This window comes from uncultured Dialister sp., assembly GCA_900314595.1.
GTDB lineage: Bacteria > Bacillota > Negativicutes > Veillonellales > Dialisteraceae > Dialister.
In genome coordinates this window covers 17,636-43,966 of sequence record OMVW01000008.1, presented here as the reverse complement: position 1 = coordinate 43,966, position 26,331 = coordinate 17,636, and the positions used below count along the sequence as shown (strand labels likewise).

Below are 26,331 nucleotides of genomic sequence, written 5' to 3'. Positions count from 1 at the left end.
GAGGTGTCATTATGTTTGTTCATGAATTAGCAAATACGGCTCCTGCTTCCCATATGGCCATCGTGGGAGATGCCACAGTCACCTATGGAGAACTTCGGGAACTGATCCGCCTGTATCGGAATACGCTCTATGAAATGGGAGTCAGAAAGGGCGCGAAAGTAGGCCTTTATTCGGCAAACAGGGCTGAATTTCTTTATGCGTACCTGGCCATCGTCAGCCTGGGTGCCATCTTTATTCCTATCAATAATTCCCTGGTAGACCGGGAAGTGGATTATATCCTGAAAGATTCAGGTACTTCCCTTCTCATTACAGATACGAAGCTCAATGTATCCTGTCCGACCGTGGATATTCACGATCTGGATTTCAAAGCTTCTGAAGACAAGGCAAAAGAAGCGCCTCCGTTCCCGTCGGATATCACCGAAGATGATCTCTGCGCCCTGGTGTATACATCCGGTACCACGGGCATCCCGAAAGGGGCCATGCTGACCCATAAGAATCTCATCGACAATGTGGAATGTTTCACAAAAATGGTCATCGTCAGGCCGGAAGACAAAGTCCTCTGCGTGCTTCCCATGTTCCATTGCTATGGGCTCACCACATCCATTAATTCCGTACTGTACAATCAGGGGACGATTGTCATTATCCGGACCAAGAGTCCTACGGAAATCATGAATGCCATCGTAGAACATGCGGTGACCATTGCTTTCATGGTTCCGCCCATGTACAATCTCCTGGCCCGTCATGGGGATCCGTCCCTTGTTTCCACGGTCCATGATTTCATTTCCGGCGGGGCACCTATCGCCCAGCCCATTGCCCAGGCCTTCTATGACCGTTTCCATCATCCCGTCCGTGAAGGCTATGGTTTGACGGAAGCCTCCCCGGTCGTTTCCGTCCTGCCCCAGGACCAGCTGAAATACCTCTCCGTAGGACCGGCTATCCCTGGAGTGGAAGCGAAAATCCTCACCGATTACGAAGGCCCCTATAAGCCCGGTACCGTAGGCGAACTCATGGTACGCGGCGGAAATGTGATGAAAGGCTACTGGAAGAAACCGGAAGAAACAGCCAAAGTCCTAGAACCGGACGGCTGGCTCCATACGGGCGATCTGGCCTACATGGATGAAGACAATTTCATCTACATCGTAGACCGCCTGAAAGATCTCATCATTGTAAACGGGGAAAATATTTACCCCGGTGAAGTAGAAGGCTGCATTTATGAAGTGGAAGGGGTCTCCGAATGTGCCGTAGTCGGCCATCCCGATGCCCTCAGAGGACAAGTCGTCTGGGCCTATGTAGTCATGAAACCGGGCTATGCCTATGACGAAGCAAAAATCCGCCGCTACCTCACCAAAAACCTGGCAGGTTACAAGATTCCGAGACGGTTCATCCCCATGGATGCCCTGCCCAAGAACGCATCCGGGAAGATTCTGAAGCGGGCGCTGAGAAATAAATAATGTAAGCCGTCAGCCATTGGCCGTTATCTGTCAGTGGTTGGCTTAGTGAAAATAGAAAAAGGCCGTATCGAAAGATGCGGTCTTTTTTGTGTGCCTTTGATTTCACGCCGGCTGCCTTAATCCCCCACGGAAAGGCCCCCTCCGGGTCCTCGTCTTTGGGTCAGAATCAATGGAGCCCGGTTCCATTCATCAATCAGGCCCATATGTGCCTGGCACGATAGATAAACTTAACCGGCCACCCTTTCAGCACTCGAAAGGGTGGAGCCCGATAGTATGCTTTACCATTTCCTCACATGTGCCATGAACATGCAGTGCAGTAAAATTTTCTTCGGCACGATCCTCTGGCAGGATAGTTATCTCTATCGGTCAGCATACTATCGGGCACCACCTTCCCCGGATGGAAAGGTGCCCGTCAGGGCGGATAGGTGTTTGAACGCTGCAAGACCAAAATGAGGGCCAGCGGCAAAATATAAAACTGCAGCGCCCACAAATATGCGCCGCCCCTGCCCGGGACCTCCGATATTCCAGAAATATCCCCGAAAATTCCCGATGCCAAAGCCTTTCATCATAAAATCCCCACACAAAAATGGCGCCCCTTCTTTTCAAAGGGCGCCACCTTTACGAACAACGAATCACGAATCACGAAGAACGAAAATCGATTCTGACTCTATCCATAAAAATCGACAATTGTCTCTTACTTAATATACGCAGTCGCCTTCAGCATGAGCATGTCATCCATCTTGCGGCCACCCATGTCTTCTGCCTTGAAGCCGTATTCTGCTTCGATGAGGAGACCTTTCATGGGTACGAAGCCTGCTTTGGCCAGGAAGAATTTAGCACCGCCGTAGTTATGTTTGTTGGATTCTACAGGACCAAGTGCATTGATTCCATCTACTTTATCAGCAAAGTAAGCCGGAACATTCTTCATACCATGCCAGTTTTTGTAAACGTGTCCCATGTACTGGTCGGTAATGGCATCGGAGGAGCCGCCGAAATAGGTGCCTGCCTGGCTGTATACATAGTCCAGACCAATCTGGTAGGAGCCCTTCTGGAGAATATTGGTGGTGCCGTAATGAAGTCCATAGTTGAAGGAGTATGGCTTTTCATTGTTCAGCGGGAGTTTCCGCAGGTTCTTGACATATTCACCCTGGATATGCCATTTCGGGGTGATGTAGTAAGCGCCGGCAAAGCCATAAGCTTTGCAGATATTTCCTACCGGTCCATTGGCCTTCATGGCATAGGCGTGGAATTCCCAGTTCATCGGCTTTTTGTAAATATAGGACATATAGGTAACAGGTACGTCTTCATCTTCGCCCCAGCCCATAACGGTATCGGAACCCATGGGGTAAAGAATGCTGGTATTCGGATCGAAATAACCGGTGCCGGTGAGTCCGTCAGCTGTCTTGGCAGCGGTAGCTGAAATGCCATTGCCGGCAGTAGAAAGCTGGGTTCCCTGAGCAATCAACTGCTGATTGCTGGTTGCAGTACCTACAGCAGCCATTTTGCTGCCAATACCGGACAAATTGGAACCAAGGCCTTTCATAGCACCAATCATCTCAGATGTATTATTGCTGCTCTGGAGAGTAGCCAAATTTTTAGAGAGACCGGCTAATTCCGCTGGAGCTAACTTCTGAAGCTGTGCCATAAGCTCTGGATTTCCCATGAGGCTGCCTGCCAGTGCTTTAAGATCATCTGCTTTGCTGCCAATCAAGGCTTTTGCCAGAGGAGCGGTATTGATCCCTCTCATCATCGGTCCTGTATAGTTGTAGTTGATATCGGTGGCACGGCCGTGGGCGATGGTGAATCTTCCGCCTTTCTGGTAGTCGCCGAAGGATACGAAGGCACCTTTGAACTGTCCGTCATAGGTATAACCGGTGACACCCATTTTGACCGGGAACTGGCCGATACCGATGAGGTTTTTAGAGGGTCCGAAGGGAAGTTTGGAAGTATCCTGTTTCTTGCCGAAGTGGTAGGTAGCCCACAGGCGGTTCATGTGCATATCGCTGTCGCCATGTCCGCTTCTGATGGAATCATCGTTTTCGGATTTCCAGTTGTACATGTTCGGGTCAAAGACGTCTTTGCCGTTCAGGCTGGTGAAGGATTCGAGCTGGCCATAGACGGTGGAACGGGGATTCACATTGGCCATGATGTTTACACGGGTACGGAGAGAAAGTTCGTCGTATTTTTCTTTATCCGATTTGAAAATATTGGAGTATCTCGGTACGTCCTGGACGCGGAGTTCGGTGATGACGGAAAGATTTCCCGTCTTCTTTTCCAGTTCGGAAACACGAACGCCCAGGCTTGTCAATTCGTCTGCATATTCGGCGGAGAGTTTCTGCACGGTTGCTTTCTGGGAATCGCTGAGGTTTTCTTTCTGCATGAGGCGGGCGATGATCTGGGCCAGTTCGTAGCGGCTCACATTCTTGTCCCCGCGGAAGGTGCCGTCCGGATATCCGTCGATCACATTATCTTCAGACAGCTGGGAAACGGCTTTGTAGGCCCAGGAAGATTCATCCACGTCTGCAAAGGGATTGGCTGCGGAAACGGTCCATGCTGCGCAGGTCATAACGGCTGCGGCTGCGATTTTCAGAAGGCTGTGCTTCATTTCTCTCTCCTTTTGAGCTTGCGCTCTCTTATTAAATTCTCAACAATAATATTTTTAAACGTTATTTCTATTCTGAATGATTTTTCTCTCATGAAACTAAAACATTATACCTTGAATTTATTTAATCTGTCAATAGGGATTAGCACCTGATAATAATTTATTATGGAAAAAGCTGCCGTCTCTTTCCCGGAAGAACATCTGTCGTCGGGGACAGAGGGTTCACAATCATTCGTTACCGAAGGGAAATAATCATGGTTAAGTCCTGTATTGATCGGAGAAATTCATCATTCCTTTCTCTGGGGGATCCTGTTTTCTCCCTGAAAAGTCCCGGGCGGAGCGTATATTTCCATGGATGAAAAAATACGCCTGTTTTTATAAATAAAACAAATTTATTTAAATCGATTAATTTTATGAATATTCTGTTTTAAACGGATCAAATCAGGTTATTTGTCAATCCCGGCCCTGCAGGAAATTTCCATCTCCCATCATTTCGTGCCTGTTTATTGTCATTTTGAGCCGCCTGCAGGGAATTTTATTTCTTCTGAATGAAATGTATATCCCGCGCATATTGAGAATTGTTAACTATATGTTATATTAATATGGTATATAATAATATTTTTTACATTATAAATAAAGCAGGGACATCTTTATGGCAACCGTAAAAAAGCGCCTTCTGCTGGTGGGCATTCCTGCCTTTCTGGCTGAAGAACTGACTGAAGTATTTGAGAAAGAGGACTGGGCTGTCCTTATTCCGGAAAAAGAGCTTTCCGATGAGAATATGGCCGATTATTTTGCAGCAAAACTTCCGGACGTCCTGATTTACAGGCTGGAGTCGGAGCGGGACGACTGCATTGCGCATCTGGACCAGCTTCTTTCTCATGCCATGAAGGCGAAAGTTTCCCACATCCTCCTTCTGGAGGAGGCAGGCGTTTTCCATCCGGGCATCCATGCGTTGGAAGATTCGATAGAGGATCCGCTGAACCGGAAGGGCCGCCGTTTCCGCCGTATGGAATCACTGGCTTCCATCTGGCGGACCAATGAAAAGCTGACCATCACCCTCGTCCGCATTCCTTCTCTCTACGGGAAGGGACAGAAACCGGGAGACGGTCTTATCGGGGAAATCCTGGATCATGCCTTCCGTGGAGAAAAAGCCCCCATCCTCACTGCGTCTTCTCAGCCCTTCCTTTCTGCCGGGGATGCGGCTTACGGACTTCTCCGCTGTGTCCTTTCAGGAAAAGATCTGGAAATCGTCCATCTGGGACCGGGCACTTCTCTGACCTGGGATGAATTCTCTGCCTTGGCAACTCCTCTCCTTCCGGAAGGAATCCGCCTTCCGGAGACCGATTTCCCGGAAAATCTTTCGGATGAAGAGCTGGACCACCATCTGATTTATGGAAGTGCCCTCCTGGACGGAAGCCTTGCGGAAAATAAACTGGGCTGGTCTTCCCGTAATGATGACCGGGAGGAAATCAGACAGGCTGTAGAGGAAATCATCGGCGCCTATAAGAAACAGCAGGCCGATGAAAAAGAGCTTCAGAAGAAAAAAGAAAAGAAAGACCGGCTGGAACGGCTCGTTCCATTTGCCGAAAATATCGCAGGCTTCCTCATCATGGCCCTCGTACTGGCGGTGCGCATTATTTCCGGCTCCCGCTCTCCTTTTGACTTCAATTATCTTTACATCGGGACCATGGGTCTCCTTTACGGAAAGCAGCAGTCCCTCCTGGCAGGCGCCCTCTCGGTGATTCTCCTGATCACCCAGATGGTGACGAGCGGCAGGGACCCTTATTCCATGCTTTACGATCCCATGTCCTTCCTTCACCTGATTTCCTATTTCTTTATTTCCGTCCTCACCGGTTATTTCGCAGACCGTGAGAAATATGAGGAAGATGCGGCGAAATGGCAGGAAAGCCGGGACAAGGCACAGATTTCTTTCTTAAGGAACCTTCTGAGGGAAAGCCAGAACGTCCGTGACAAGCTGTATCGTCAGGTCGTCAATTCCGAAGACAGCCTGGGCCGCGTATACCATATCATTCATCAGCTGGACAGCAGAGAAGAAGAAGAAATTTATACAGGCACCGCAGCAGTCACTTCGGAACTGCTGGATATCTCCGATCTTGCCATTTATGCAGCAGGCGGGGACGGCCGTACCCTGCGCCGCAGGGTCCATCTGGGAAGACGGGCCGCCATCCGCCCTGCTTCTCTGGAAATAAGTAAACATTCCTACCTCACCAGTCTCATGGAGAATGGGAAAATTTTCATGAACCGCCAATTCCTTGAAGATGCGCCGGACCTGGCTGCTCCGGTCATGGCCGATGGAAAGGTGGTGGCGGTGATTGAGCTGTACGGTCTTTCCTTCGACCAGTGGAGCTACCACGAAGAATGCCAGCTCTCCCTCATCGCCCGCCTTGCAGGCAGCGCCCTTTCCCGTGCAGCTGCCTGGGACGAAGCGCAGGGGGCCGGGAAATTCCTGCCGGATACCCGCATCCTTCGCAGGGAATCTTTTGAACAGATGATAACAATCCTTCACACCCGTCACCAGAAGCTTCAAGATGATCCGGGCCAGCTTTTCATCCTGGACAGCAATGGTCTGACTCCCGCAGGGCTCAGTGAAAAAGTCTGCTCCTGCATTTACAGCGAAGATTTCATCGGCGAATACAGGGATGGTTATGCAGTGCTCTTCCCGGATACGCCAGGGGATGCTCTTCCTTTGATTGAAGAACGTTTCCGCAAAGCCGGGCTGTCCGTCCTGCGAAAGGAAGAGGTGGTATAGCATGGAGATAGAATATATCTGCATCCATCTGGCCATCACTCTCCTGTATTTCCTTGTGATGAGGCGGAAAGCGGGCTGGAAGCAGGCAGGGGCCGAGACGCTCCTCGTCTTCTGTCTTCCGGTGATCGGTTTCCTTTCCTTTCTCATCTGGCACGTCCTGAGCTTTCGCCATCATAAGAGGATTGTCGGGGCAGATGACCGGCCGGATCAGGATGAGTCTTCTGCCATTAGCGGTATGATCTACCAGTCAGATATCGTGCCCTTCCGGGATATGGATCTCATAGGGAATGACCGGTTGAAACGCCGGCTCTTTATGACAGCCATTACCCAGGAAGTGGTGGATAATCCGGAAATCCTCCGCGAAGCAGTCCATGACGGGGACCGGGAAATATCTTATTATGCCGTTTCCCTCATCACCGCCAGGACGGAAAAGATCACTTCTGCCATTTTCGGGCTGGAAAAGCAGCTGAAAAATGTAATAGGAAGCGGGGAGGAAATACCGTTTCTGAAAGAATATGCCCATAAACTCATGGAATTTCTGGACGGCCGTTATGGCGATGAAAACCAGCGGAAGGAAAGGGAAAAAGCCCTCCTCAAAGTCCTGGAAAAACTGGCGGACCGGCTGCCGGATGAACCGGAGTGGCGGGTCCATTCCATCCGTCTTGCCATCAAACTTCATGAATACAGCCATGCGGAAGCGCTCATCACCCTTGCCAGGAAAAATCTGCAGGATTCGGAAGAATTCATCCGCCTTGCCCTGGAACTGGCCGTGGCCCGCCGGGACAGGAAAGCGGCCCTTTCCGCCCTTGAGGAGCTGAAGGCCTTCCCCGGCCGTCTCTCCTATGAATCCCTTAAGGCCATTCGTTACTGGGGAGGCGCTGCATGAACAGGAAAAGTATCGCTATCCTCATTTTCATCGCCTTCCTTGCCGGCTGTTTTTTCCAGTATACCCGCATGAAGGATTTCCTCCACATGGGTTCCCTCACCAATGCCATCGTGCAGCGCGAGGAAGCGGCCACTCCCTGGGCTGATGCAGAAACCATCCCCCGGGACCATTACTACATTCTCTATGACCCTTACCGCGTCACTTCCGCCTATGCAGCCCATAATGCGGAGGTCATGCTGAAAAAACAGAAAAAATCCTTTGAAATTCACAGGATTGATGAAGAACTGCCTCCCATCGGAGACAAAGTACAGGGCATCCTTCTGGCTGCCACCCGCCCGGCGGAATTGAAATCCATGGACCGGCTCAAAGAATATGCAGAAGGCGGCGGAACGGTCATCCTTCTCCAGCGCATCATGTCTTCCGACCCTTCTTCCACTTCCCCGGAAATCAATGAAGCCCTGGGCATCGTCCATCTCGGCCCTACGGGCTGGAAGGACGGGCTCAGCCTTAAAACTTCCTTCATCCCCGGAATGAAGGGAAAGCTGTTTCCTTCCGATGAAAAATACAGCACGGAAGGAAATACGGTCACTTTAAGTGATGATTCCACTGTGGAAATCTCTTCCCTGGACGGGACGCCGGTCATCTGGACCCATCCCTTCGGAAAGGGAAAATTTATCGTTTTCAACGGCAATGAAAGGCTGGACAAATCGAATGCAGGTTTCCTCTCCTCCCTCATCGCCCATGCGGGAGAAGAATCCATTTATCCCATCGTGGGGGTAAAAATTTTCTTCCTCGATGATTTCCCGGCTCCCGCACCGAAAGCCATCATCCCGAAGCTCCAGAAAGAGACGGGGCTCAATATGGCCGAATTCTACAGGCAGGAATGGTGGCCCTTCATGGCAGCGCTGGCAAGGAAAAACAACCTCCTCTACACTGCATCCATGATCGAATCCTATAATACGGATGTGGATGGAGACTTTGAAGGACCCGACTCCTCTGTCCGGGAAAACTTTATCGCCCAGGGGAGAGAACTCCTCGCCATCGGAGGCGAACTGGGGCTTCACGGCTACAACCATCAGCCCCTCACTTTGAAAAATATTCCCGACACCGGGTATGAACCCTGGCCCGATGAAAAATGGATGGCCGATTCCCTCCGGGAACTGTACCGTTATGCCAGAGGACTCTATCCCGATTACGATTTCCGCGTATATATCCCGCCGGCCAATATTCTGGACGAAAAGGGCCTTGAAGCGGTAAAAGAGACGCTTCCCGATGTCAGGGTCATCAGCTCCGTCTACAACGGACCTGCCGATTCGCCCTGGCGGATTCAGGATTTCTCCAGGAAAGACGGGATGTACTCGATTCCCCGCATTTCCTCCGGCTATGTGCCTGATGAGACGCAGCGCATCGCTGCCCTTTCCTCCATTCTGGAAATGGGGGTCTTCTCCCATTTCGTTCATCCTGATGAAATTCTTTACACCGAAAATGAAGGATATACCTGGAAGGATATGCAGGACGGACTTTCTTCCTTCATGGAAGAAACGACCCGCCGCTTCCCCTGGCTCACGCCGGTGACCGTATCCGAAAGCATTCCTTACTTTGATGATTATTTTGACCTGGATTACCGGATCATCAGGAACCCTCACTTCGTGGAAATCCACGCGTGGAATTTCAAAAATGAAGCCCGCTTCCTCCTCCACAGCAGCCATACCCTGGACCATGTGGATGGAGCGGAAGTGGAGAAAATCGATGAGGGCACCTGGTTCATCCGCATGAAAAATCCCGAGGCCCGTCTGTACTGGAAGGAGAATCCATGAAAATCTGTCTTCTCACCGAAGGCTCCTACCCCTATGTGGTAGGCGGCGTTTCCGCCTGGGTCCACATGCTCATGGAAGGCCTTCCGGAATTTGAATTCACCATTTATTCCATCGGCGCATTTGCCAGAGACCGGGGAAATTACAAGTACAAGCTTCCGGAAAACTGTACCGGTATCCGGGAAGTTTTCCTGGACGAAATCCTTTCCGAAAAGACCACAGGCCTCCGGAAATCGGTACTCACCCCCTCCCAGCGGGAAACCCTCACCGCCCTTGTCCGGGGTGAAGGGGATATCGACATGAAAGAGCTTATCCATATTTTCCGTGATCATTCCTGGAAAAGCCCGCTGGACATCTTCATGGCCGGTGATTTCTTCGATATCATCGAATCCGTCTATAAGGAGAAATACAGCTATCTCCCCTTTACCGACTATTTCTGGACCATGCGGTCCATGTTCCTTCCCCTTTTCTACCTGCTTCAGCAGGAAATCCCGCAGGCCGACGTCTATCACAGTGTAGCTGCCGGATACTGTGCCATTATCGGCAGCATCGCATCCACCCTCTGCCAAAAGCCCATCCTCCTCACGGAGCACGGCATTTATGCCAGGGAAAGAGAAGCGGAAATCATCAAGAGCGCCTGGGCAAAGGGAGATTTCAAATCCCTGTGGATCCGTTATTTCTACACCCTGGCCCGCCTCACCTACCGGCAGGTGGATCACGTATACACCCTTTTCGAGCATAATGCGGAAATAGAAAAGGAAATCGGCTGCGATCCGGCCAAAATTTCCATCATCCCCAATGGCGTCCATATGGAACAATTTGCCCATGTGCCGGAACTGACGGACCATCCGGGACCGGTGGTCATAGGAGCCGTCGTCCGGGTGGTGCCCATCAAGGATATCATCACCCTCATCCATGCTTTTTACCGGGTGCAGCAGGAAATACCGGATGCTGAATTTTACATCATGGGAAATACGGAAGAAGATCCGGAATACGCAAAGCTGTGCAGACATACGGTGGACGTCCTGGGACTTAACCACTGTCATTTCACAGGAACCATCAACGTGCCGGATTACCTGCCGAAGATGGACGTGCTGGTGCTTTCCAGTATTTCCGAAGGCCAGCCTCTCTCCGTGCTGGAAGGTTTCTCCGCGAAAAGGCCCTATGTGGCCACCGACGTGGGTTGCTGCCGCGAACTCATATATGGAGACAGTACCGACCATCTGGGCGCGGCGGGAGCCGTCGTGCCGCCTCTGGATGAGGAAGCCCTGGCAAGGGAAATCCTGCGCCTTGCGAAAGATTTCCCCCTCCGCCGGAAAATGGCACTCGTCGGCTACGAGCGGACGAAACGGAGCTACACGTATGAACATTTTATTAATTCCTATAGAGAAGTCTATAGAAATCTGGAAAGGAAGATGAAGAAATGGCAGGAGTCGGCTTCGAACTGAAAAAGCTCTTTACTGCCCGTACGGCAGTAGGCCATATCAAAGCTTACACCTATTCAATCATCGTCACTGCCGGGCCTTTCCTTCTCCTCACGGGCATGATGCTGGGAGTGCAGCTCCTTTTCCGCAGCCGCGGTATTTCCATGGATGAACAGAATCTTTTCCTGGCCCCGGTGGTCTATTCTTTCATCTTCTCCCAGATCCTCACCAGCGGTTTCGTCATGATTCTCACCCGCTACCTGGCGGACTGTCTTGCCACCGGTTTTCTAAGGGACGTCACTGCTTCCCTCTTTGGCATGTGCGTCCTTCTCGTAGTACCCGGGGCCGTTCTGGCTGCTTTATTTCTCAAAGGCAGTCCTGTCCCCGCCTTTTCAAAGGCCCTTTCCATCCTTTTATTCCTGGAACTCATCATCATCTGGGTGGAAAGTATTTATCTTTCCGCAGTGAAACGGTTTAAAAGGCTCCTCAGCGGATTTGTGCTGGGCATGGTCACGGCCCTGATTGCCTGTGCGGTCCTTCTTCTTTCGGGATTGCTTCTCCCCCATGCGGCGGCCCTTCTTTCCCTGTGCCTTGGCATGGCTGTCCTCATCACCACATTCCTTGTCCATGTGACAAGCCTCTTCGGACTGCCGGGAAAGGGACTTCTCTTCGGGTTCCTTCCCTATTTCGAAAAGCACTGGAAACTTTTCCTGGGCCAGCTGGGCTATACCACGGGCCTCTACATCCCCAATATCCTCATCTGGCAGGGCCCCTGGGGCATGGTGGTGGCCGATACTTACCGTTTCTCGCCCCTCTATGACGGAATCACTTTCTTTGCCTTCCTTTCCCTCCTGCCCCTGATGGCCCTTTTCGTAACGGCAACGGAAACGAATTTCTATAAAAAATATGCCGCCTACTTTGAAGCCATTACCCGGAAGGGCAGCCTGCAGGAAATAGAGGACGCCCGTCACGACCTCCTCTTCACCCTCTAGTTCCAGCTCCGGCAGGTGGTGGAATTCCAGTTCCTCTTCACCCTTCTCTTCCTGGCTTTTGGAGGTGCCCTACTCTCATGGGCCCACATCCCGGGAAATGAAGTAAACATGTTTGACGTACTTCTCTTTGCGGTCTTCTTCACCGGAGTGATGCAGATCCTCTACATCCTCCTCTCCTACTTTGACCTCCAGATGGCCGTGCTCCGCACGGGAGGCGCCTTTGCCCTCCTGAACCTGGCCGCCGGTCTCTGCGGACTTTACTTCGGCGGTACTGACTCCTATGGTTTTACATTCTTCATTGCGGCAGCCTTTACCCTCATCATTGGATGGCTCGAGCTCTCCCGCTTTACCTCCCACATGAGCTACTACGTATACTGTGCCCAGCCCATTTTTTACCGGCCGCCCAACGGACCTCTGACGAGACTGGCCCAAAAATTGAGCGGCGGACGGATCATAGACATCCCCCGTCTGGGTCCCGGAGAAGGGAGGAAATACTCATGATTGTAAGGAAATATTTCCTCACTCATAAAAGAATCCGCCTCTCCGCCGCCCTTCTCCTGCTCCTGGCAGCGCCAGCCGTAACAGATGCAGCTTACCACGATCCGGTGACAGAGGCGGCGCCTGCCATCACTGCCCTCCGGCAGGTCCGGGAGCAGATTGACTCCGTCCAGTCTGCCCATAGGAACCTCCGGGCTGCGCGGAAAGCCGTGCCGGAAGCGGAAAAGAACCTTTCCCTTTCAAAAGAATCGGTAGTCTCCGCTGAAAACGATAAAAAAGAAGCGGAGAAAAATCTCTCCGATGCGCAAAATGCTCTTTCCAATGCAGCCAGAGGCCTTTCCGAAGCCGAAGAGCGGTCTGCCCATGCGGATATCCTCCTTGCAGATGCCAGGAAAAACCTGGAAAAACAGCAGCAGGAAGCAGCGGAAAAGCAGGCAGCCCTGGAAAATATAGAAATCACCCTGGACTCACAGAAAGGGCAGATGGCCGGTACCACCCGGGCAGATGCCGTGAAACGGGCCGTAGAGGAAGTGGGTTATGCCCAGAACCGGATGAATGAAGCCATCCGCCTGGCCGGGCTTTACAGCGCAGGACTTTCCTCTGATGCCGGTTCCGGGGATGCGGAGCAGGCCTTCCTTGCCATGAAGCAGAAAGTGAACGAATCAACCGCCGCCTATGCAGGGGCGAAACAGGCCTATGAACAGGCCGCTTCCCTCCTTCCCTCCCTGGAAGCGACGTACAGGGATGCGGAAAAAGAAAAGGCAGACTCCCTCGCTGCTCAGGCTGAAACGCAGAAATGGTATGATTCCGCAGTCCGCTGGGTCGAAGAGAGCAAAAACAACCTCACCCGGGCAGAGGAAAATATCATTTCCTCCAGAAACTGGGTGACAGAAGCGGAAAATGCCCTGGATGCCTCCTTAAATTCCAGAAAAACCATAGCTAAAGACGTATGGGACATGGGAAACTGGGAAAGCTTCCGGCTCGGTATGGACTACCGCCACTGGAAAAATGGTCCCTACTCCGGCCATCAGATTTACAACTCCTTCTCCTGGTATAAATCGTTCCACACCGATTCCTACACTGGAGAAGAAAACGTCAGCGATGAAGACTGGCCAAAAGGAAATTCCCACAAAGGATTCGAGCTGGGCCTTGACATGGGCCGCCTCGAATCAAATACCGGCGCTTACCACGGAAAATCCTCCGGCTTCACCGATACCACCCTTTACGTGCGCTACCACAATGACCATCCGGTAAACAGCATGCGCTATGGCCTTGCCCTCGTCCTTCCTACCGGGGAAAACAGGTACTATCACAATGCCTACGTACCCAAAGGCCTCGGACTATTTCAAGACTTCGGCGGCGGCTGGCAGATCAGGCCTGAAATCGAAGCGATCCATCAATTGTCGGAAGAAGACCGCCTTACCGCCAGACTTTCCTACAATTTCAAAGGAAGCTACGCCTACTCCAAAGAAGACCCCTCCTGCAAAGTAGGACCGGGCAATGAGACAAGGGCCGATATTTCCTACGAACACAGCGAAAAGAAACACCAGCACAAATTCTGGATCTCCCATACCAATAAAGAACACACCTGGCAGGACGTAAGAAGGTATCCCGACTATGCCCGAAGCCGCATCCGCTACAACGATGGAGACGCCTGGGAAATCGGGGCAGCCGGCAGCTGGCAGATCCGCCTGAAAGACGCTCTGGGCGCCTATATGATTTACGGTTACACCGGAGAAACGACAGGAGGCCTTACAACCGGCTCCCTTTCGGAGGAAGAAATCCTCCTCTCCTTCACCCATACCATCCGGAAAGGCCTCTCCTGGCAGACCTTCCTCTCCTGGTACCACTCCACACTGAACTACGATCCCCTCTACCGCGAGGAATCCGCCCAGGACGGCTGGACAAGAAAGGGAATCGGTGCCCGCATCGACTGGGACGAAAGTCCCTATGCCCGCTGGACCCTTGCCCTGGAACGATACATCCGCTCCCAGGAAAGTTCACCCGACGCCCAGGGATATGGACTCTCCCTCTGGTATGCGAGGATGATGTAACTTTCCCGCTTGCCCCATTCCGAAAGGGAAACCGTAAAACAAGAAACTTTTGTGTCGGGGTGATCGGGATAATCGGGGTGGTCGGGGCGGTCGGGAAGGATATGGTTTCCTGCGGAAACCAATCTTATAATGCGCTTCGCGCACGGCCTTCGGCATTCATCTGATGGGACCGACATCGCCATATATTCAGACCAATTGTCTCAGAATTTTTTGCGAGAAGGCTCCCCTCGATAGAGGAGCTCCGCCGAAGGCGGTGAGGGGGAACTGCACTTTCGCCAGAAACCATACAAATCGAAGTTTCACGCCGGAGGCCCATATAAAAAAGGCGCCTGCCAAATATAAAGGCGCCACCACCCCTTTCCCCTTACCTCTTTCCCCTTGCCCCATTTCTCATTTGACACTTTCCCTTCTAATTCGCTAGCGACTCTAACCAAACGAGGTACTCATGACTCTGAAAAAACTCATCAAAACCATGGCAGCCGGTCTTCTCGGCCTGGGTCTTGCCGCAGCTCCCGCGACAGCGCAGGCTGTCTTTACGCCGGAGCAGGCTATGGTGGACCTCGCCAGTGATATCCATGACTATGCACGGGCGAGAAATCCGGATTTCCAGCTTCTTGGAAACGGAGCCATCGGCCTTCTGGAAGTGACGACGGATGAAAGTGAAAAGAGCGTGGAAAAACTCCTTTCCTCCCTGGATGGCTTCCTGGGAGAAAGCATGTTTTATATGGAAAAGGACGGAAAAACCGTCCCCCGGAGTCCGAAAGTCCTCACCTACCTGGATGCCATGCTGGCCAAGCCAAAAAGCAGAGGTCTTCCCGTATGGACACTGGACTATGTAACAGGCAGGAAGGCAGCTATCGACCGGAATAAAGGAACCATCCGGTCTTATATTTCCATGACCAGCGCCACCACCGGTCTCGATGAAATTCCACCGGAGGTGCCTCATGAAAATAAAAAAGATATCAAAAAATTAAAGGATGCGGAAAATTTCCTCATCCTCAATAATCCCATGAAATTTGAAAATAAAAAGGCTTACCTTTCCGCCCTCGCCGCGTCTCCCTTCGACGTAGTCATCATCGACCCCGATTATGGCGGAAGCCCCCTCACGGCGGATGATATTTCTCCCCTCAAAGAAAAGCCCCAGGGCGGGCAGCGCCTCCTCCTTGCCTACCTCAGCGTTGGGGAAGCTGCCGACTACCGCTCTTACTGGGATTCCTCCTGGAACGATGAATCCGCCCGCCCCGCCTGGCTGGAAAAGCCCAACCCCGCCTGGCCCGGCGCCTGGCGCGTCCGGTACTGGACAAAAGACTGGCGAAATATCCTTTATGGAAATAAGGAATCCTCCCTCGACCGGATCCTCTCCACCGGCTTCGACGGAGCCCTGCTGGATGTGATGGACGGATGGATGACGTTTAAATGAATGTGAAAAAGCGTTGCAAAGAAAATTTCCTTTGTAATGCTTTTTTAATTCTCCGGAAAAGCAAATCCATGAAATGGCAGATACTGTATACATTCGGCCCGCAAAACTTTTGAATCGGGAGTATCGGGGTTCGGGTATGTCGGGAGTATCGGGAAGGATATGGTTTCCTTCGGAAACCAATCATATAGTGCGCTCCGCGCACGGCCTTTGGCGCACATCTTTCAATACAGCAGTAATCACAAAAATATAGTCATTGGGCAGCCAATCGAAAAAGTCAAAACCTCCGCCTGTGTAAAGCCCCCATTTATACCCGGCGGCCATCAGGCCGCCACCTTCCCGAAAACCCCGACAGCCCCGATAATCCCGGTATTCCCGATTCAAAAGCTGCTCTAATTCAAAGTTTCTTTTCGGATAAGAGTTACAGACAAGCTTTATATATTTCCACTATATCCTCTTTCGTAAGAGGCACGAAGCCCTGTACTACTCCCTCCTGGCCTTTCCAGGAAATGACGTTGTCTGCCATCCGTTCGAAGAGGGTTTCGTCGATGGAAAGGTCCGAGAGTTTTGCGGGAAGTTCGAGGGTTTCACGGAGGAATTTCGTGAGCCGTTTGATACCTTTCCTGGCCACTTTCTCCCGGTCTCCTTTATTCTTGACTCCCATGACGTTGATGGCGAACTGACAGAGACGGGGCAGCGTTTCTTCCCGCAGAGCAAACCGGAGGAAAGCAGGTGTGAGAATCGCAAGGCCCAGGCCGTGAGGAATATCGTAGAAAGCGGAGAGCTCATGCTCCATCCCGTGGCAGCTCCAGGCTACGTGACGGCCGGACTCCACCAGATCATTGATGGCCCATACGGAGTCCCACATGAGGTTTGCCCTCGCTTCTTCATGATTTCCTTCTGCCATGGCGATAGGTGCCCAGCGGATGACGGAACGCATCATGGCTTCCATGTACCCATCGATAGAGTCGAAGCCTTCCTCCTGATTGAGGTACACTTCCAGCAGATGGGACAGGATATCCGCACTGCCGCAGGCAGTCTGGAAGGGAGAGACAGAGTACGTATTCTCCGGGCAGAGGAAGGAAACACGGGGCCTGAGGACTTCCGCGGACCAGCCGTATTTCTGATGGGTTACAGGATTCGTGATGACTGCACAGTCGTTCATTTCAGAGCCCGTGGCAGCCATAGTGGGAATGGTGATAAGGGGCACTGCCTTTTCGGGCTGTACTTTATTCACCACCAGGTCCCAGGGGCTTCCCTCATAGAGAGTGCTTCCTGCGATGACTTTGGCCGTATCGATGACAGACCCGCCGCCGGCAGCGAGGATGAGGTCCACCCCGCCCTCCCGGCAGAGCCTTGCCCCGCGGGCGGCCAGAGGCACTTCGGGATTTGGCTTCACCCCGGAAATCTCATAGCCAGAAAGACCGGCTTTGTCTATTTCTTCCACAATTTTGTCATAAAGGCCGTTCTTTTTGATGGAGCCTCCTCCATAGACGAGAAGCACCCGCGTGCCCCATTTGGCCAGTTCTTCATGGAGATGAGACAGCTCTCCGTTTCCGAAATAAATCTTCGTGCGATTATGATAAATAAATGAATCAACCATGGCAGATTCCTCCTTATTGATTTAATTATAGCATTTCAGGAATATGAGAAAAGAGGAAATACAGGAAGAAAAAGAGCCATCCGTTCCTTCACCCCGCCTGCGTACATCCCCCATAATACTCGTCGCTGCCTCAGCAGCGACACCTCCCCGCAATCCGCAATCCGAAATCCCCAATCCGAATACCCCATCTGCCTCCATCCACACAATCTGCCAGAGGCCTCAGACAAATACGTTATGCTTACATTCTTTAGTGACATTCCGCTGAATCCTGTAGTACGACCCCTCAGTCCGCTTCACGGCCAGCTCCCCAAGCCAGGGGAGCCTTGAACATTTCGACTTGACCCATATTCTTCAAATATTACCTGTACGTAATTCCTATAAAATCATTAAAGAGCTTTATCGATTCCGGCCAATTTCATTCAAGTCGTTATCGATTTCGCCCTCCCAGGTTTTGGGAGGGTGGCCGAGCGAAGCGAGGTCGGGTGGGTTCATCTACCGGTCTTTCAACTCGCCTGCGTACATCCCCCATATAAATTCGTTGCCACCTCAGCGGCAACACCTCCCCTTTCCCCTTTCCCCTGTTTTTTCGCTCCGCCTGTGAAAAGCCCCCATAATACTCGTCGCTGCCTCAGCAGCGACACCTTCCCGCAATCCGCAATCCCCAATCCGCAATCCGAATATCGCATCCGACTCCATCCATACAATCTGACAAAAGACTCAACTATGTTATAATAAAAGAAAGAATCGTTTGATTTTCAAAGGAGGTGGCTGTATGCGTTCCATCCGGTTGACCCAGCCCGATGTGCTGCTGGATCGGATTCTGCGGGAGGCAGTCGCCGCCGGAGCGAGCGACGTGCACCTGGAGCCTCAGGCGTCGTATCTTCGGGTGCGTTTCCGCATAGACGGCCTTCTCCATGAGTTCTACCGCCAGCCTTTGAAGCAGCTGGATGGATTATCGGTACGGACGAAGGTCATCGGCCACATGAATGTGGCGGAAAGCAGGCGGCCCCAGGACGGCTCCTGCACCATGGTCATCGATCATGTACCTTATGATTTCCGTATTTCCATCCTCCCTTCCATGTACGGGGAAAATATCGTCATCCGCATCCTTTCGGGGCAGGTCTCTTTCATCGAGAAGAATGATCTGGGCATGCTGCCCGTCCAGCAGGAAGCATTTCGAAGCGCTCTTTCCCGAAAAGCAGGCATGATCCTCACCTGCGGCCCCACGGGAAGCGGCAAGACGTCCACTCTCTATGCAGCGCTGAAGCTGCTGAACAGGGAGGGAGTCTCCATCGTTTCCGTGGAAGATCCGGTGGAATACCGGGTGGCAGGGGTCACCCAGGTGCAGGTGAATGAGCTGGCAGGCCTCACTTTTGAAAGCGGACTGCGCTCCATCGTTCGTCAGGACCCGGATATCCTGATGATCGGGGAAATCCGGGACAGGGAAACGGCGGAAATGGCAGTCCATGCATCTCTCACGGGCCATCTGGTGCTCTCCACCCTCCACACGAACCGGGCATCGGACGCGCCGCTCCGCCTCATGGATATGGGAATTCCACCCTACCTGCTCTCGGCATCCCTTTCCCTCGTCATGGCCCAGCGCCTGGCAGGGAAAGTGTGCGGACGCTGCGGGAGGGAAGACATATTGAATGAAGAAACAGCAGACGCCCTGAAGCTTCCAGGAAATTTCATCGGCACGAAAATCCGGAAAGGCGAAGGCTGTAAGGACTGCCACGAAGGACTTACCGGGCGGACCGGAGTCTTTGAACTGATTTCCATAGGCCGGGAAGAGCGGGAAATATTGAGAAATCAATTTTCTTCCGACCGTTTTTTAAAGCAGATGAAGAAGCAGGGCCAGCCCTCCATGGGAGAGGCGGCCCTCGAACTCATGAAAGCAGGCGTGATTCCTCCATCGGAAGCATCCCTGATTCTTGCAGGAGAGGAGTGAGTGTATGGAAATAGAAAAATGGATCCTCGCCAATGGTTCTATGACGGACATTCACCTCACCGAGGGAGAACCGGTGGTGATCCGCCAGAACGGAAACCTCAGGAAGATGAAGGAAATGGCAGATATTTCCCTCTTCCATGAACTTTTTGAGAAATACCTCTCCCCTTCGAAAAAGGCGGAGTTTGGTGAAAAAGGCTCCTGCGACGATGCTTTTTCCGTCGGAAATACGCGCATCCGTCTCCATATCTATCAGAGTTTCGGGAAAATGGCAGCTGCCCTTCGCATCCTGCCGGACCTTTCCCTCCTGCCGCCGGATCTGGATAAAGACTGGCTGGAAAGAACGGCCGCCCTGGACCATGGACTTGTCCTCATCTGCGGCCCTTCGGGAAGCGGAAAAAGTACCACCCTCTCCCGCCTGATTTCCCTCATCAATACAAGGAGGGCCTGTCACATCATCACCCTGGAAGATCCGGTGGAATATTGTATTTCCTCCATGAAATCCCTCGTCCACCAGCGGGAGTTGGGAAGAGACGTCCCCTCTTTTGCTGAGGGAATCCGCGATTCACTGAGGGAAGACCCGGATATCATTGCAGTGGGTGAAATGAGGGACAGCGCAACGATTTCTGCAGCTTTGACCGCTGCCGAGACCGGCCATCTGGTGCTGGGCACCCTCCACACCACGAGAGCCGCCGATTCAGTAAGCCGCATCATCCATGCCTACTCCGGCGAACGGGAAAGAGAGGCGAGGTCCCTTCTTTCCGCCAGCCTGAAGACCGTCTGCGCCCAGCAGCTCTACCGCACGGCAAAGGATACGATCCTCCTCCGGGAAATCCTCACGAATACCCCCGCTATTTCCCATCTCATCCGGGAAGGAAAGGAAGAGCAGATTCCTTCCTACATGGAAATGGGCCTTCACCAGATGCGCACATTGAAGCAGGCCGCTTACGGCCTTAGAAATATTTCCGAAAGAGAAAGAGATAAACTTCTGAAATATCTGGAACTGTAGAGGCGCCTATGAAGGAATTCATCTACAAAGCCTATGAAGAAGGCAGCAGCCCCGCCGAAGGATTCATCACGGCGGAAAGCCGGGAAGAAGCGGCAGAGAAAATATTCGGCCGCGGCCTTCACCTCGTCCATCTGGAAGAAGTAAAGGAAGAAAAAAAGGCCCTCCTTTGGGGTGCCCCTTTTTCCTCCCGCCGGACTCTTTCCCTCTTTGCAGAAGAATGGGCCTCCCTCCTGGAAGCAGGCCTCACCCTCACTGAATCCCTCTCCCTTCTCGAAGACCAGGCCAATCAGAAAGAACGGAAAGTGCTGAAAAAAATCGGAAAAACCATTTCCACCGGCCGGGGCGTCTGGGAAAGCTTCCGCCGGGCCAGGTGCTTTCCGCCCTTCTTCCTTTCCCTTCTCCAGGTAGGCGAACTTTCCGGGACCCTTCCCGAAGAACTCCGCCGCATTTCCGTCTACTATGAAAAAGAAGACCTCTTCCTGCAGAAAATAAAAAGCGCCCTGGCCTATCCAACTTTCGTCGTCCTCTTTGCCCTTTTCGTCTTCCTCATCATCCTCACCTTCATCCTTCCCTCCTTCGCCCTTCTTTTTGAAGCCCTTTCCCTTCCCCTGCCGCCAGTGGCAGAAGCCGCCCTCTCGCTGGGCCTCTTTCTGAAGGAAAAAGGATTCCTCCTCCTTTTATTTCTTTTATGTTTCCTCCTTTTTTCCCTCCTCTTCCTCCGCACGAAGAAAGGAAAAGGAAAGAGAGATGAAATTCTCTACCGCTCGAAGTTCTACCGGAGGCTCCTCCTCATCCGCTTCTGCTTTACCCTTTCAGCGCTCCTTGAAAGCGGACGGACCATGAGCGAATCCCTCTCCGCCACCAGAGAAGTGCTGGACAACCGGAGCGCCCGGCGGGCGATGAAGGAAATACAGGAAAAAGTCACAAGAGGCGGAGACTTCTCCAAAGTGCTCAAAGAGAGCGGTTTCTCCCTTCCCATCGTCACCCACCTGGCCAGGGTGGGCATGGAAAGCGGTGAACTCCCCCGGTTCCTCCGGCACGCAGGGAAAATCCTCACCAGGGATGCGGAAAGAAAGATCAACCGCTTCCGGGCCATCCTCGAACCGACAGTCCTTCTCACCGTAGGCATCCTTACCGCAGTCATCGTATTTTCCGTCATGCTGCCCGTTTTCACGGCAGCCGGTTCCCACATAGGAGGTTAATATGGTCAAAGCCGTCATCTTCGATATGGACGGTACCCTTTTCGATACGGAAACCCTTTTCCAGAACGAATGGAATCACATTGCCTCCGAAACGGGCGTGACCCTGCCCGATCATTTCAAGTATGAAATATGCGGCACCAGCGGGGAGCCTATGGACAGGATACTTGAGAAGTATTATCATGTAGATAAGGGTACTCCCATCCAGAAACTCTGCAAAGCGCGGGTCTCGGCCCTTCTCAAAAAAGAAGTGCCCCTGAAACCGGGCGTGAAAGGAATCCTTTCCTTCTTCAAAGAAAAAGGACTGCCCATGGCCATCGGCAGCTCCTCGCCCCTTCCCCTCATCCGGCAGAACCTTGAAGTCACCGGCCTTGGATCTTATTTCCGGGCCCTTGCCAGCGGAGATGAAGTGGAAAAAGGCAAGCCCTCCCCGGACATCTTCCTTCTGGCCGCCCAAAAACTGGGAATTCCGCCTTCAGAGTGCCTCGTCTTTGAGGACTCCCCCAACGGCATCCGTGCCGCATCCGCAGCCGGCATGACACCCGTCCTCGTACCGGACATCATGCCTGTAACGGAAGAAATACGGAAACAATGCGCTCACATCTTCAAAACACTTGCAGAAGCAGAAGCCTGCTTCAGAATCGCCCTGCCCTGAGCGCTGACAGCGCAGGAAAGAGTCAAAGCAAATGAAAAAATTACATCAGTTATTCTTTGTTAATTTCTTCCTTTTCCTCATCTGCCTCACCGAATTCTTCATCAAAGGAGCCCATACAGGCGCCGGTCTCTCCCCGGACACCCCTATGGTCCTCATCCCCTTCATCATCTTCTTCGGCCTCGTCACCCTGGTCACCGGAGTGGCCTGGGTAGTGGTGGTTTTGAGGAAGAAGTAGGGAGATTAGCAGTTAGTTTTTAGCCATTAACCGCCGGCCGCTGGCGGTCAAATAAAGTATCCCCGGTAGAGGATGCTTTTTATTTTGTCCATAACGCAGCCATTTGCACCGGGCCTTTCCCGTCTGTGCAGAGCCCCATATTGAAATTCGTGCCGCGGGAGCGGCACACCTTCACTTTCCACTTGTTACTTTTATCATTACTAACTCTTATATAAATTTTTTGGGGGGGAAAATTTACACAGGCAAGATGGAAAATCCCGTTCAGGTCGAAATCCCCCTCCTCCCCAAGTCCGGGGAGGTCCCGGAGCGAAGCGGAGGGGAAGGGGTTGTACAATGGGCTTTACCGGAAATGACTCAGAAGATTTCCTGCGTAACGTATTTTCCGGATTTACTTACCCGCTGCATGAACGAATCCGGTACGTCTGACCTGTTTTCGTCCACAGCCAGCAAAAAAAGAGCCCCCGAAAGGGAGCTCTTTTTGTTAGAACCTTCAGCTATTAGAAGTTGTAGTTCAGGGATACGGTGAACTGATCATCGTAGTCAATCTTGCTGTCGGAGCTTACGTCGAATGCATATTCACCATGGAGACGAACGTTCTTTGCCAGCATTACATCGCCGTTAACGAGCCAGAAGTGGGTATCGTTGTTTGCCAAGTCAGGGGTGTTCAGCGGGAATGCAGTGAAGGTGGAACCGTCGCTGATGTAACCGCCTTTTTCATTCTTTACATACTGAGCGGAGAGACGGAAGGAACCCGGTTTCTTTGCTGCATAGTGGCCATAGCCGATACCTGCAGTCCAGAGGATTGGATCGCCTTTTGCTTCGGTATTCTTATAGTAATCGCCGAATACGTCGAAGTCATCGGTGAGGCCTGCGGTGAGGCCTGCGCCCCAGTAGGTAGCCGGTTGTGCATCGCCTGCTTTACCGGTAAGTTCGTAATATTCAACATCATAAGCTACACGGCCAACCTTGCCGAGAAGTTTTGCATAAGCGGTATCTCCATTGATACCGGAATCTTCAGCCCATGCAGTGATACGGCCATAACCGCCTTCGAGAGCTACCTTGCCGGTACCGATCGTAGCCTGTACGCCTTTGAACTGGGTATCAAGAAGGAGACCGGTCTGTCCGGAGAAGATGAAGGAACGGCCCAGGTTAACGCCTACTTTGTCGCCAAACTGATGGTGAACATAGAGGACATCCATCTTGGTATCACTATCAGAATCTTTGAATTTCATGTTGGTGGTATAACGGCCTCTTACATAGGTCTTGTCATTGACCTGTGCCTTGGCATTGATACGCATACGGCCATCCCATACGCCATCTGCTTCGCCTTTATTGCCTTTAACAGTGTATTTCTGTTTATAACGCATACGGGCATCGCCGAACCAGGTGATGTTGCCTACTTTCTTTTCCAGGTTGGATACGCGGACGCCCAGGTTGGCCAGTTCGTCTGCATATTCGCCGGACAGTTTGTCGAGAGTTGCACGCTGCTCAGCGTTCAGCTGGTCTTCTTTAGCCATGAGGCGGGCAATGATCTGAGCCAGTTCATAACGGGTCATGTTGCGTTCACCTTTGAAGGTGCCGTCCGGATAGCCTTCGACTACGCCCTGGTCGGACAGGTCGGAAACTGCCTGGTAAGCCCAGTCATCCGGGGTTACGTCGGAGAACGGGTTTGCAGCGTATGCGGATACGCCTGCGGTGAGTGCAGCGACAGCTGCGATTGCGAGAATCTTTTTCATAATATCCTCTCCTCTGTGGAACAATAAAATGGAAATATATGGAATGCCCTGTAAAGGAGAGAAATTTCCGTAAGAGTTGCCGTGTTTCCTCTACTTACTTGTTCTCTTCTTTCATCTCCGCGGGCGATTGAGATGCGGATTTTAGTAGTTAGTCGTTAGTTTTTAGTTTTTAGACAATAGATATCTAACTGCTAAGCACTAAGCACTAAAAACTAAAAACTACAAACTATCCTTATGCAAAGAGTTCGTCTGAGAGAACTTTCTTCTTCCCTTCTTCGATGGTGAAGATGGAGGCGAGAAGTTTCTTTGTATAGGGGTCTTTGCCATTGTGGAGGTCGTTAATGGTTTCTACGACTCTTCCGTGCTGCATGATAACGATATTGTCGCAGAACATATTGGCCAGGGCCAGATCGTGGCAGATGAAGAAATAAGCCACGTTTGTTTCTCTCTGGAGGCGGCGAAGGAGTTCGATGACCGTTTTCTGTACGGATACGTCGAGAGCACTCGTTGCTTCGTCGCAGACGATGATTTCAGGCTTTAATACCAGGGCTCTGGCGATAGCGATACGCTGACGCTGGCCGCCGGACATGTTATTTGCATAGCGGTTGGCAAAATCATCAGGAAGATCGACGAGGCGCAGCATTTCTTTTGCTTTTTCTTCGACCTGGCTGGATTTGATCATTCCATAATTCAGGAGCGGTTCACAGATGATCTGCTTCACCCGCTGTTTCGGATTGAAGGCGGTGGAGGGGTCCTGGAAGACCATCTGGATGTGTTTTCTGGCCTGGCGGAGTTCTTCTCCTTTGAGGGCAGCAATATCTTTGCCATGGAAGAGGATTCTCCCGCTGGTCATGGTATAGAGACGGGTGAGGATCTTGGCCAGGGTGGATTTCCCGGAGCCCGATTCCCCTACGACGCCCAGGGTTTCGCCTCTGTGCAGGCTGATATTGACATGGTCAGAAGCGGCCAGGGTCTTGCCTCTCCCGAGATCGAATACTTTGCAGATGTCCTCCATGCGAAGGATTTCTTCTCCATAATCTTTCATGCGAATTCTCCTTCCAGTGTTGGGACTGCCGCGAGGAGCATCTTAGTGTAGTCCTCTTTCGGATGGTAAATGACGTCTTCCGCCTTGCCGTATTCCACGACAAGGCCATTTCTCATGACCATGATATCGTCAGCCATGAAGCAGGCAACGCCCATATTGTGAGTAACGATGATGATGGATGTATTCATTTTCTTTCTGACTTCCATCATTTCCTTGACGATGGCTGCCTGGGTGGTTACGTCAAGAGCCGAAGTCGGTTCGTCGGCCAGGAGCAGTTTCGGATGGAAGGCCATGGCCATGGCGATACCTACGCGCTGACGCATGCCGCCGGAAAGCTCGAAAGTATAGCTCTTCAGAATCTGTTCCGGGTCCGGAAGACGGACCATGGTGAGCATTTCAATCATGCGGTCGTGGGCTTCTTTTTCGTCCGTCATTCCGTGGATGGCCAGGAATTCACGGAACTGGTCACCAATTAGGCGGATGGGATTCATCATAGCCCCGCTGTCCTGGAAAATCATGGAAACATCGGTGCCGGAAAGTTTTCTGTGCATTTCAGGGGTTTTGAGTTCGGTATCCTGGCCTTCCAGGAGTGCCTGGCCTTCGGAAATATGGCCTCCCCCCGGGAGTACGTGCTGGATGGCACGGATGACTGTGGTCTTGCCGCTACCGGATTCGCCGACGATGGCAAGGATTTTCCCCTGTTCCAGGTTGAAAGTCACGTGGCGCACCACGGGATCTCTCTTCCCATAGGAGATGCCCAGGTCTTTTACTTCTAACAGCATAATGGCTCCTTTATTTCAAAATTGCCTTTCGGCAGAGAAATTCAGAACGGACGTGGTCCGGTGACTGCCGGATCAGGAGTCGGGGAATGAGGGGGGATGTATCTTTGGGAAAACTTTTTATTGAAAGGATAACTGTATAAACAGAAGCTTTTGTTTCGGGATTATGGGGGTTGTCGGGGATCCCGGGGTTCTCGGGGTGGTGCGGCGCATC

Annotated in this window: 17 protein-coding genes and 1 pseudogene; 13 read left to right on the top strand and 5 right to left on the bottom strand. The window is 52.0% G+C overall.

Going from position 1 to position 26,331, the window contains the following annotated elements; translation table 11 throughout:
* The first annotated feature begins 11 nt into the window (after nucleotides 1-11).
* Nucleotides 12-1,451 carry a class I adenylate-forming enzyme family protein gene (locus tag QZN42_RS04390; protein ID WP_296954630.1) on the top strand — a complete coding sequence of 480 codons (1,440 nt, stop codon included), beginning with the start codon at nucleotides 12-14 and terminating at the stop codon, nucleotides 1,449-1,451.
* Between the two features lie 694 nt (nucleotides 1,452-2,145).
* Here QZN42_RS04390 and QZN42_RS04385 read toward each other — a convergent pair.
* The gene (locus QZN42_RS04385) at nucleotides 2,146-4,056 is read right to left on the bottom strand and encodes an S-layer homology domain-containing protein (protein WP_296954627.1); all 1,911 of its coding nucleotides are present in this window, start codon (nucleotides 4,054-4,056) and stop codon (nucleotides 2,146-2,148) included.
* Nucleotides 4,057-4,705: 649 nt separating this feature from the next.
* Between QZN42_RS04385 and QZN42_RS04380 the strand changes: the two genes are divergently transcribed.
* The 7 genes and pseudogenes from QZN42_RS04380 (at nucleotide 4,706) to QZN42_RS04350 (ending at nucleotide 15,914) form a co-directional block, all read left to right on the top strand.
* Nucleotides 4,706-6,826, top strand: a complete 2,121-nt coding sequence (locus tag QZN42_RS04380; protein ID WP_296954626.1) for a hypothetical protein — start codon at nucleotides 4,706-4,708, stop codon at nucleotides 6,824-6,826.
* 1 nt (nucleotide 6,827) lies between these two features.
* Nucleotides 6,828-7,712 carry a hypothetical protein gene (locus QZN42_RS04375; protein ID WP_296954624.1) on the top strand — a complete coding sequence of 295 codons (885 nt, stop codon included), beginning with the start codon at nucleotides 6,828-6,830 and terminating at the stop codon, nucleotides 7,710-7,712.
* Entirely contained in the window at nucleotides 7,709-9,529 is a 1,821-nt protein-coding gene (locus tag QZN42_RS04370) for a DUF2194 domain-containing protein (RefSeq protein ID WP_296954622.1), read from the top strand. The genes QZN42_RS04375 and QZN42_RS04370 overlap by 4 nt, the downstream gene beginning before the upstream one ends.
* Nucleotides 9,526-10,974: a GT4 family glycosyltransferase PelF gene (gene pelF / locus QZN42_RS04365; RefSeq protein WP_296954620.1), complete on the top strand. Its 1,449-nt coding sequence runs from the start codon at nucleotides 9,526-9,528 to the stop codon at nucleotides 10,972-10,974. Before QZN42_RS04370 ends, pelF begins: the two co-directional genes overlap by 4 nt.
* Nucleotides 10,950-12,443 (top strand): annotated as a pseudogene (gene pelG / locus QZN42_RS04360) (exopolysaccharide Pel transporter PelG). Before pelF ends, pelG begins: the two are co-directional and overlap by 25 nt.
* Nucleotides 12,440-14,494, top strand: a complete 2,055-nt coding sequence (locus tag QZN42_RS04355; RefSeq protein ID WP_296954618.1) for a hypothetical protein — start codon at nucleotides 12,440-12,442, stop codon at nucleotides 14,492-14,494. The pseudogene pelG and the gene QZN42_RS04355 overlap by 4 nt, the downstream one beginning before the upstream one ends.
* A gap of 445 nt (nucleotides 14,495-14,939) precedes the next feature.
* Nucleotides 14,940-15,914, top strand: a complete 975-nt coding sequence (locus QZN42_RS04350; RefSeq protein WP_296954616.1) for an endo alpha-1,4 polygalactosaminidase — start codon at nucleotides 14,940-14,942, stop codon at nucleotides 15,912-15,914.
* Nucleotides 15,915-16,332: 418 nt separating this feature from the next.
* Here QZN42_RS04350 and QZN42_RS04345 read toward each other — a convergent pair whose 3' ends face one another.
* Nucleotides 16,333-17,514 (bottom strand): iron-containing alcohol dehydrogenase, encoded by a 1,182-nt coding sequence (locus QZN42_RS04345; protein WP_296954614.1) that lies wholly within the window; start codon nucleotides 17,512-17,514, stop codon nucleotides 16,333-16,335.
* 772 nt (nucleotides 17,515-18,286) lie between these two features.
* Here QZN42_RS04345 and QZN42_RS04340 point away from each other — a divergent pair.
* Genes QZN42_RS04340 through QZN42_RS04320 form a run of 5 tightly spaced genes read left to right on the top strand, consistent with a single transcriptional unit; the run spans nucleotide 18,287 to nucleotide 22,557 of the window.
* Entirely contained in the window at nucleotides 18,287-19,462 is a 1,176-nt protein-coding gene (locus QZN42_RS04340) for a GspE/PulE family protein (protein WP_296954613.1), read from the top strand.
* A 4-nt stretch (nucleotides 19,463-19,466) separates the two neighbouring features.
* Nucleotides 19,467-20,468: a type IV pilus twitching motility protein PilT gene (locus QZN42_RS04335; protein ID WP_296954611.1), complete on the top strand. Its 1,002-nt coding sequence runs from the start codon at nucleotides 19,467-19,469 to the stop codon at nucleotides 20,466-20,468.
* 8 nt (nucleotides 20,469-20,476) lie between these two features.
* Nucleotides 20,477-21,670 (top strand): type II secretion system F family protein, encoded by a 1,194-nt coding sequence (locus QZN42_RS04330; RefSeq protein ID WP_296954609.1) that lies wholly within the window; start codon nucleotides 20,477-20,479, stop codon nucleotides 21,668-21,670.
* A gap of 1 nt (nucleotide 21,671) precedes the next feature.
* Complete coding sequence (locus QZN42_RS04325) at nucleotides 21,672-22,322, top strand: HAD family phosphatase (RefSeq protein WP_296954608.1); 651 nt, start codon at nucleotides 21,672-21,674, stop codon at nucleotides 22,320-22,322.
* Nucleotides 22,323-22,353: 31 nt separating this feature from the next.
* Nucleotides 22,354-22,557 (top strand): hypothetical protein, encoded by a 204-nt coding sequence (locus QZN42_RS04320; RefSeq protein ID WP_296954606.1) that lies wholly within the window; start codon nucleotides 22,354-22,356, stop codon nucleotides 22,555-22,557.
* 497 nt (nucleotides 22,558-23,054) lie between these two features.
* Here the strand turns inward: QZN42_RS04320 and QZN42_RS04315 are convergent, their stop codons facing one another.
* The 3 genes from QZN42_RS04315 to QZN42_RS04305 form a co-directional block, all read right to left on the bottom strand.
* Nucleotides 23,055-24,293 (bottom strand): S-layer homology domain-containing protein, encoded by a 1,239-nt coding sequence (locus tag QZN42_RS04315; RefSeq protein WP_296954605.1) that lies wholly within the window; start codon nucleotides 24,291-24,293, stop codon nucleotides 23,055-23,057.
* 232 nt (nucleotides 24,294-24,525) lie between these two features.
* Nucleotides 24,526-25,338 carry an ABC transporter ATP-binding protein gene (locus tag QZN42_RS04310; RefSeq protein WP_296954603.1) on the bottom strand — a complete coding sequence of 271 codons (813 nt, stop codon included), beginning with the start codon at nucleotides 25,336-25,338 and terminating at the stop codon, nucleotides 24,526-24,528.
* Entirely contained in the window at nucleotides 25,335-26,120 is a 786-nt protein-coding gene (locus QZN42_RS04305) for an ABC transporter ATP-binding protein (RefSeq protein WP_296954601.1), read from the bottom strand. Before QZN42_RS04305 ends, QZN42_RS04310 begins: the two co-directional genes overlap by 4 nt.
* Nucleotides 26,121-26,331 lie beyond the last annotated feature (211 nt).

What these genes read in the sequence shown, in the direction of transcription:
- QZN42_RS04390 (WP_296954630.1), top strand. Translation starts at nt 12, where the DNA reads ATGTTTGTTCATGAATTAGCAAATACGGCTCCTGCTTCCCATATGGCC.
- QZN42_RS04385 (WP_296954627.1), bottom strand. Translation starts at nt 4,056, where the DNA reads ATGAAGCACAGCCTTCTGAAAATCGCAGCCGCAGCCGTTATGACCTGC.
- QZN42_RS04380 (WP_296954626.1), top strand. Translation starts at nt 4,706, where the DNA reads ATGGCAACCGTAAAAAAGCGCCTTCTGCTGGTGGGCATTCCTGCCTTT.
- QZN42_RS04375 (WP_296954624.1), top strand. Translation starts at nt 6,828, where the DNA reads ATGGAGATAGAATATATCTGCATCCATCTGGCCATCACTCTCCTGTAT.
- QZN42_RS04370 (WP_296954622.1), top strand. Translation starts at nt 7,709, where the DNA reads ATGAACAGGAAAAGTATCGCTATCCTCATTTTCATCGCCTTCCTTGCC.
- pelF (WP_296954620.1), top strand. Translation starts at nt 9,526, where the DNA reads ATGAAAATCTGTCTTCTCACCGAAGGCTCCTACCCCTATGTGGTAGGC.
- QZN42_RS04355 (WP_296954618.1), top strand. Translation starts at nt 12,440, where the DNA reads ATGATTGTAAGGAAATATTTCCTCACTCATAAAAGAATCCGCCTCTCC.
- QZN42_RS04350 (WP_296954616.1), top strand. Translation starts at nt 14,940, where the DNA reads ATGACTCTGAAAAAACTCATCAAAACCATGGCAGCCGGTCTTCTCGGC.
- QZN42_RS04345 (WP_296954614.1), bottom strand. Translation starts at nt 17,514, where the DNA reads ATGGTTGATTCATTTATTTATCATAATCGCACGAAGATTTATTTCGGA.
- QZN42_RS04340 (WP_296954613.1), top strand. Translation starts at nt 18,287, where the DNA reads ATGCGTTCCATCCGGTTGACCCAGCCCGATGTGCTGCTGGATCGGATT.
- QZN42_RS04335 (WP_296954611.1), top strand. Translation starts at nt 19,467, where the DNA reads ATGGAAATAGAAAAATGGATCCTCGCCAATGGTTCTATGACGGACATT.
- QZN42_RS04330 (WP_296954609.1), top strand. Translation starts at nt 20,477, where the DNA reads ATGAAGGAATTCATCTACAAAGCCTATGAAGAAGGCAGCAGCCCCGCC.
- QZN42_RS04325 (WP_296954608.1), top strand. Translation starts at nt 21,672, where the DNA reads ATGGTCAAAGCCGTCATCTTCGATATGGACGGTACCCTTTTCGATACG.
- QZN42_RS04320 (WP_296954606.1), top strand. Translation starts at nt 22,354, where the DNA reads ATGAAAAAATTACATCAGTTATTCTTTGTTAATTTCTTCCTTTTCCTC.
- QZN42_RS04315 (WP_296954605.1), bottom strand. Translation starts at nt 24,293, where the DNA reads ATGAAAAAGATTCTCGCAATCGCAGCTGTCGCTGCACTCACCGCAGGC.
- QZN42_RS04310 (WP_296954603.1), bottom strand. Translation starts at nt 25,338, where the DNA reads ATGAAAGATTATGGAGAAGAAATCCTTCGCATGGAGGACATCTGCAAA.
- QZN42_RS04305 (WP_296954601.1), bottom strand. Translation starts at nt 26,120, where the DNA reads ATGCTGTTAGAAGTAAAAGACCTGGGCATCTCCTATGGGAAGAGAGAT.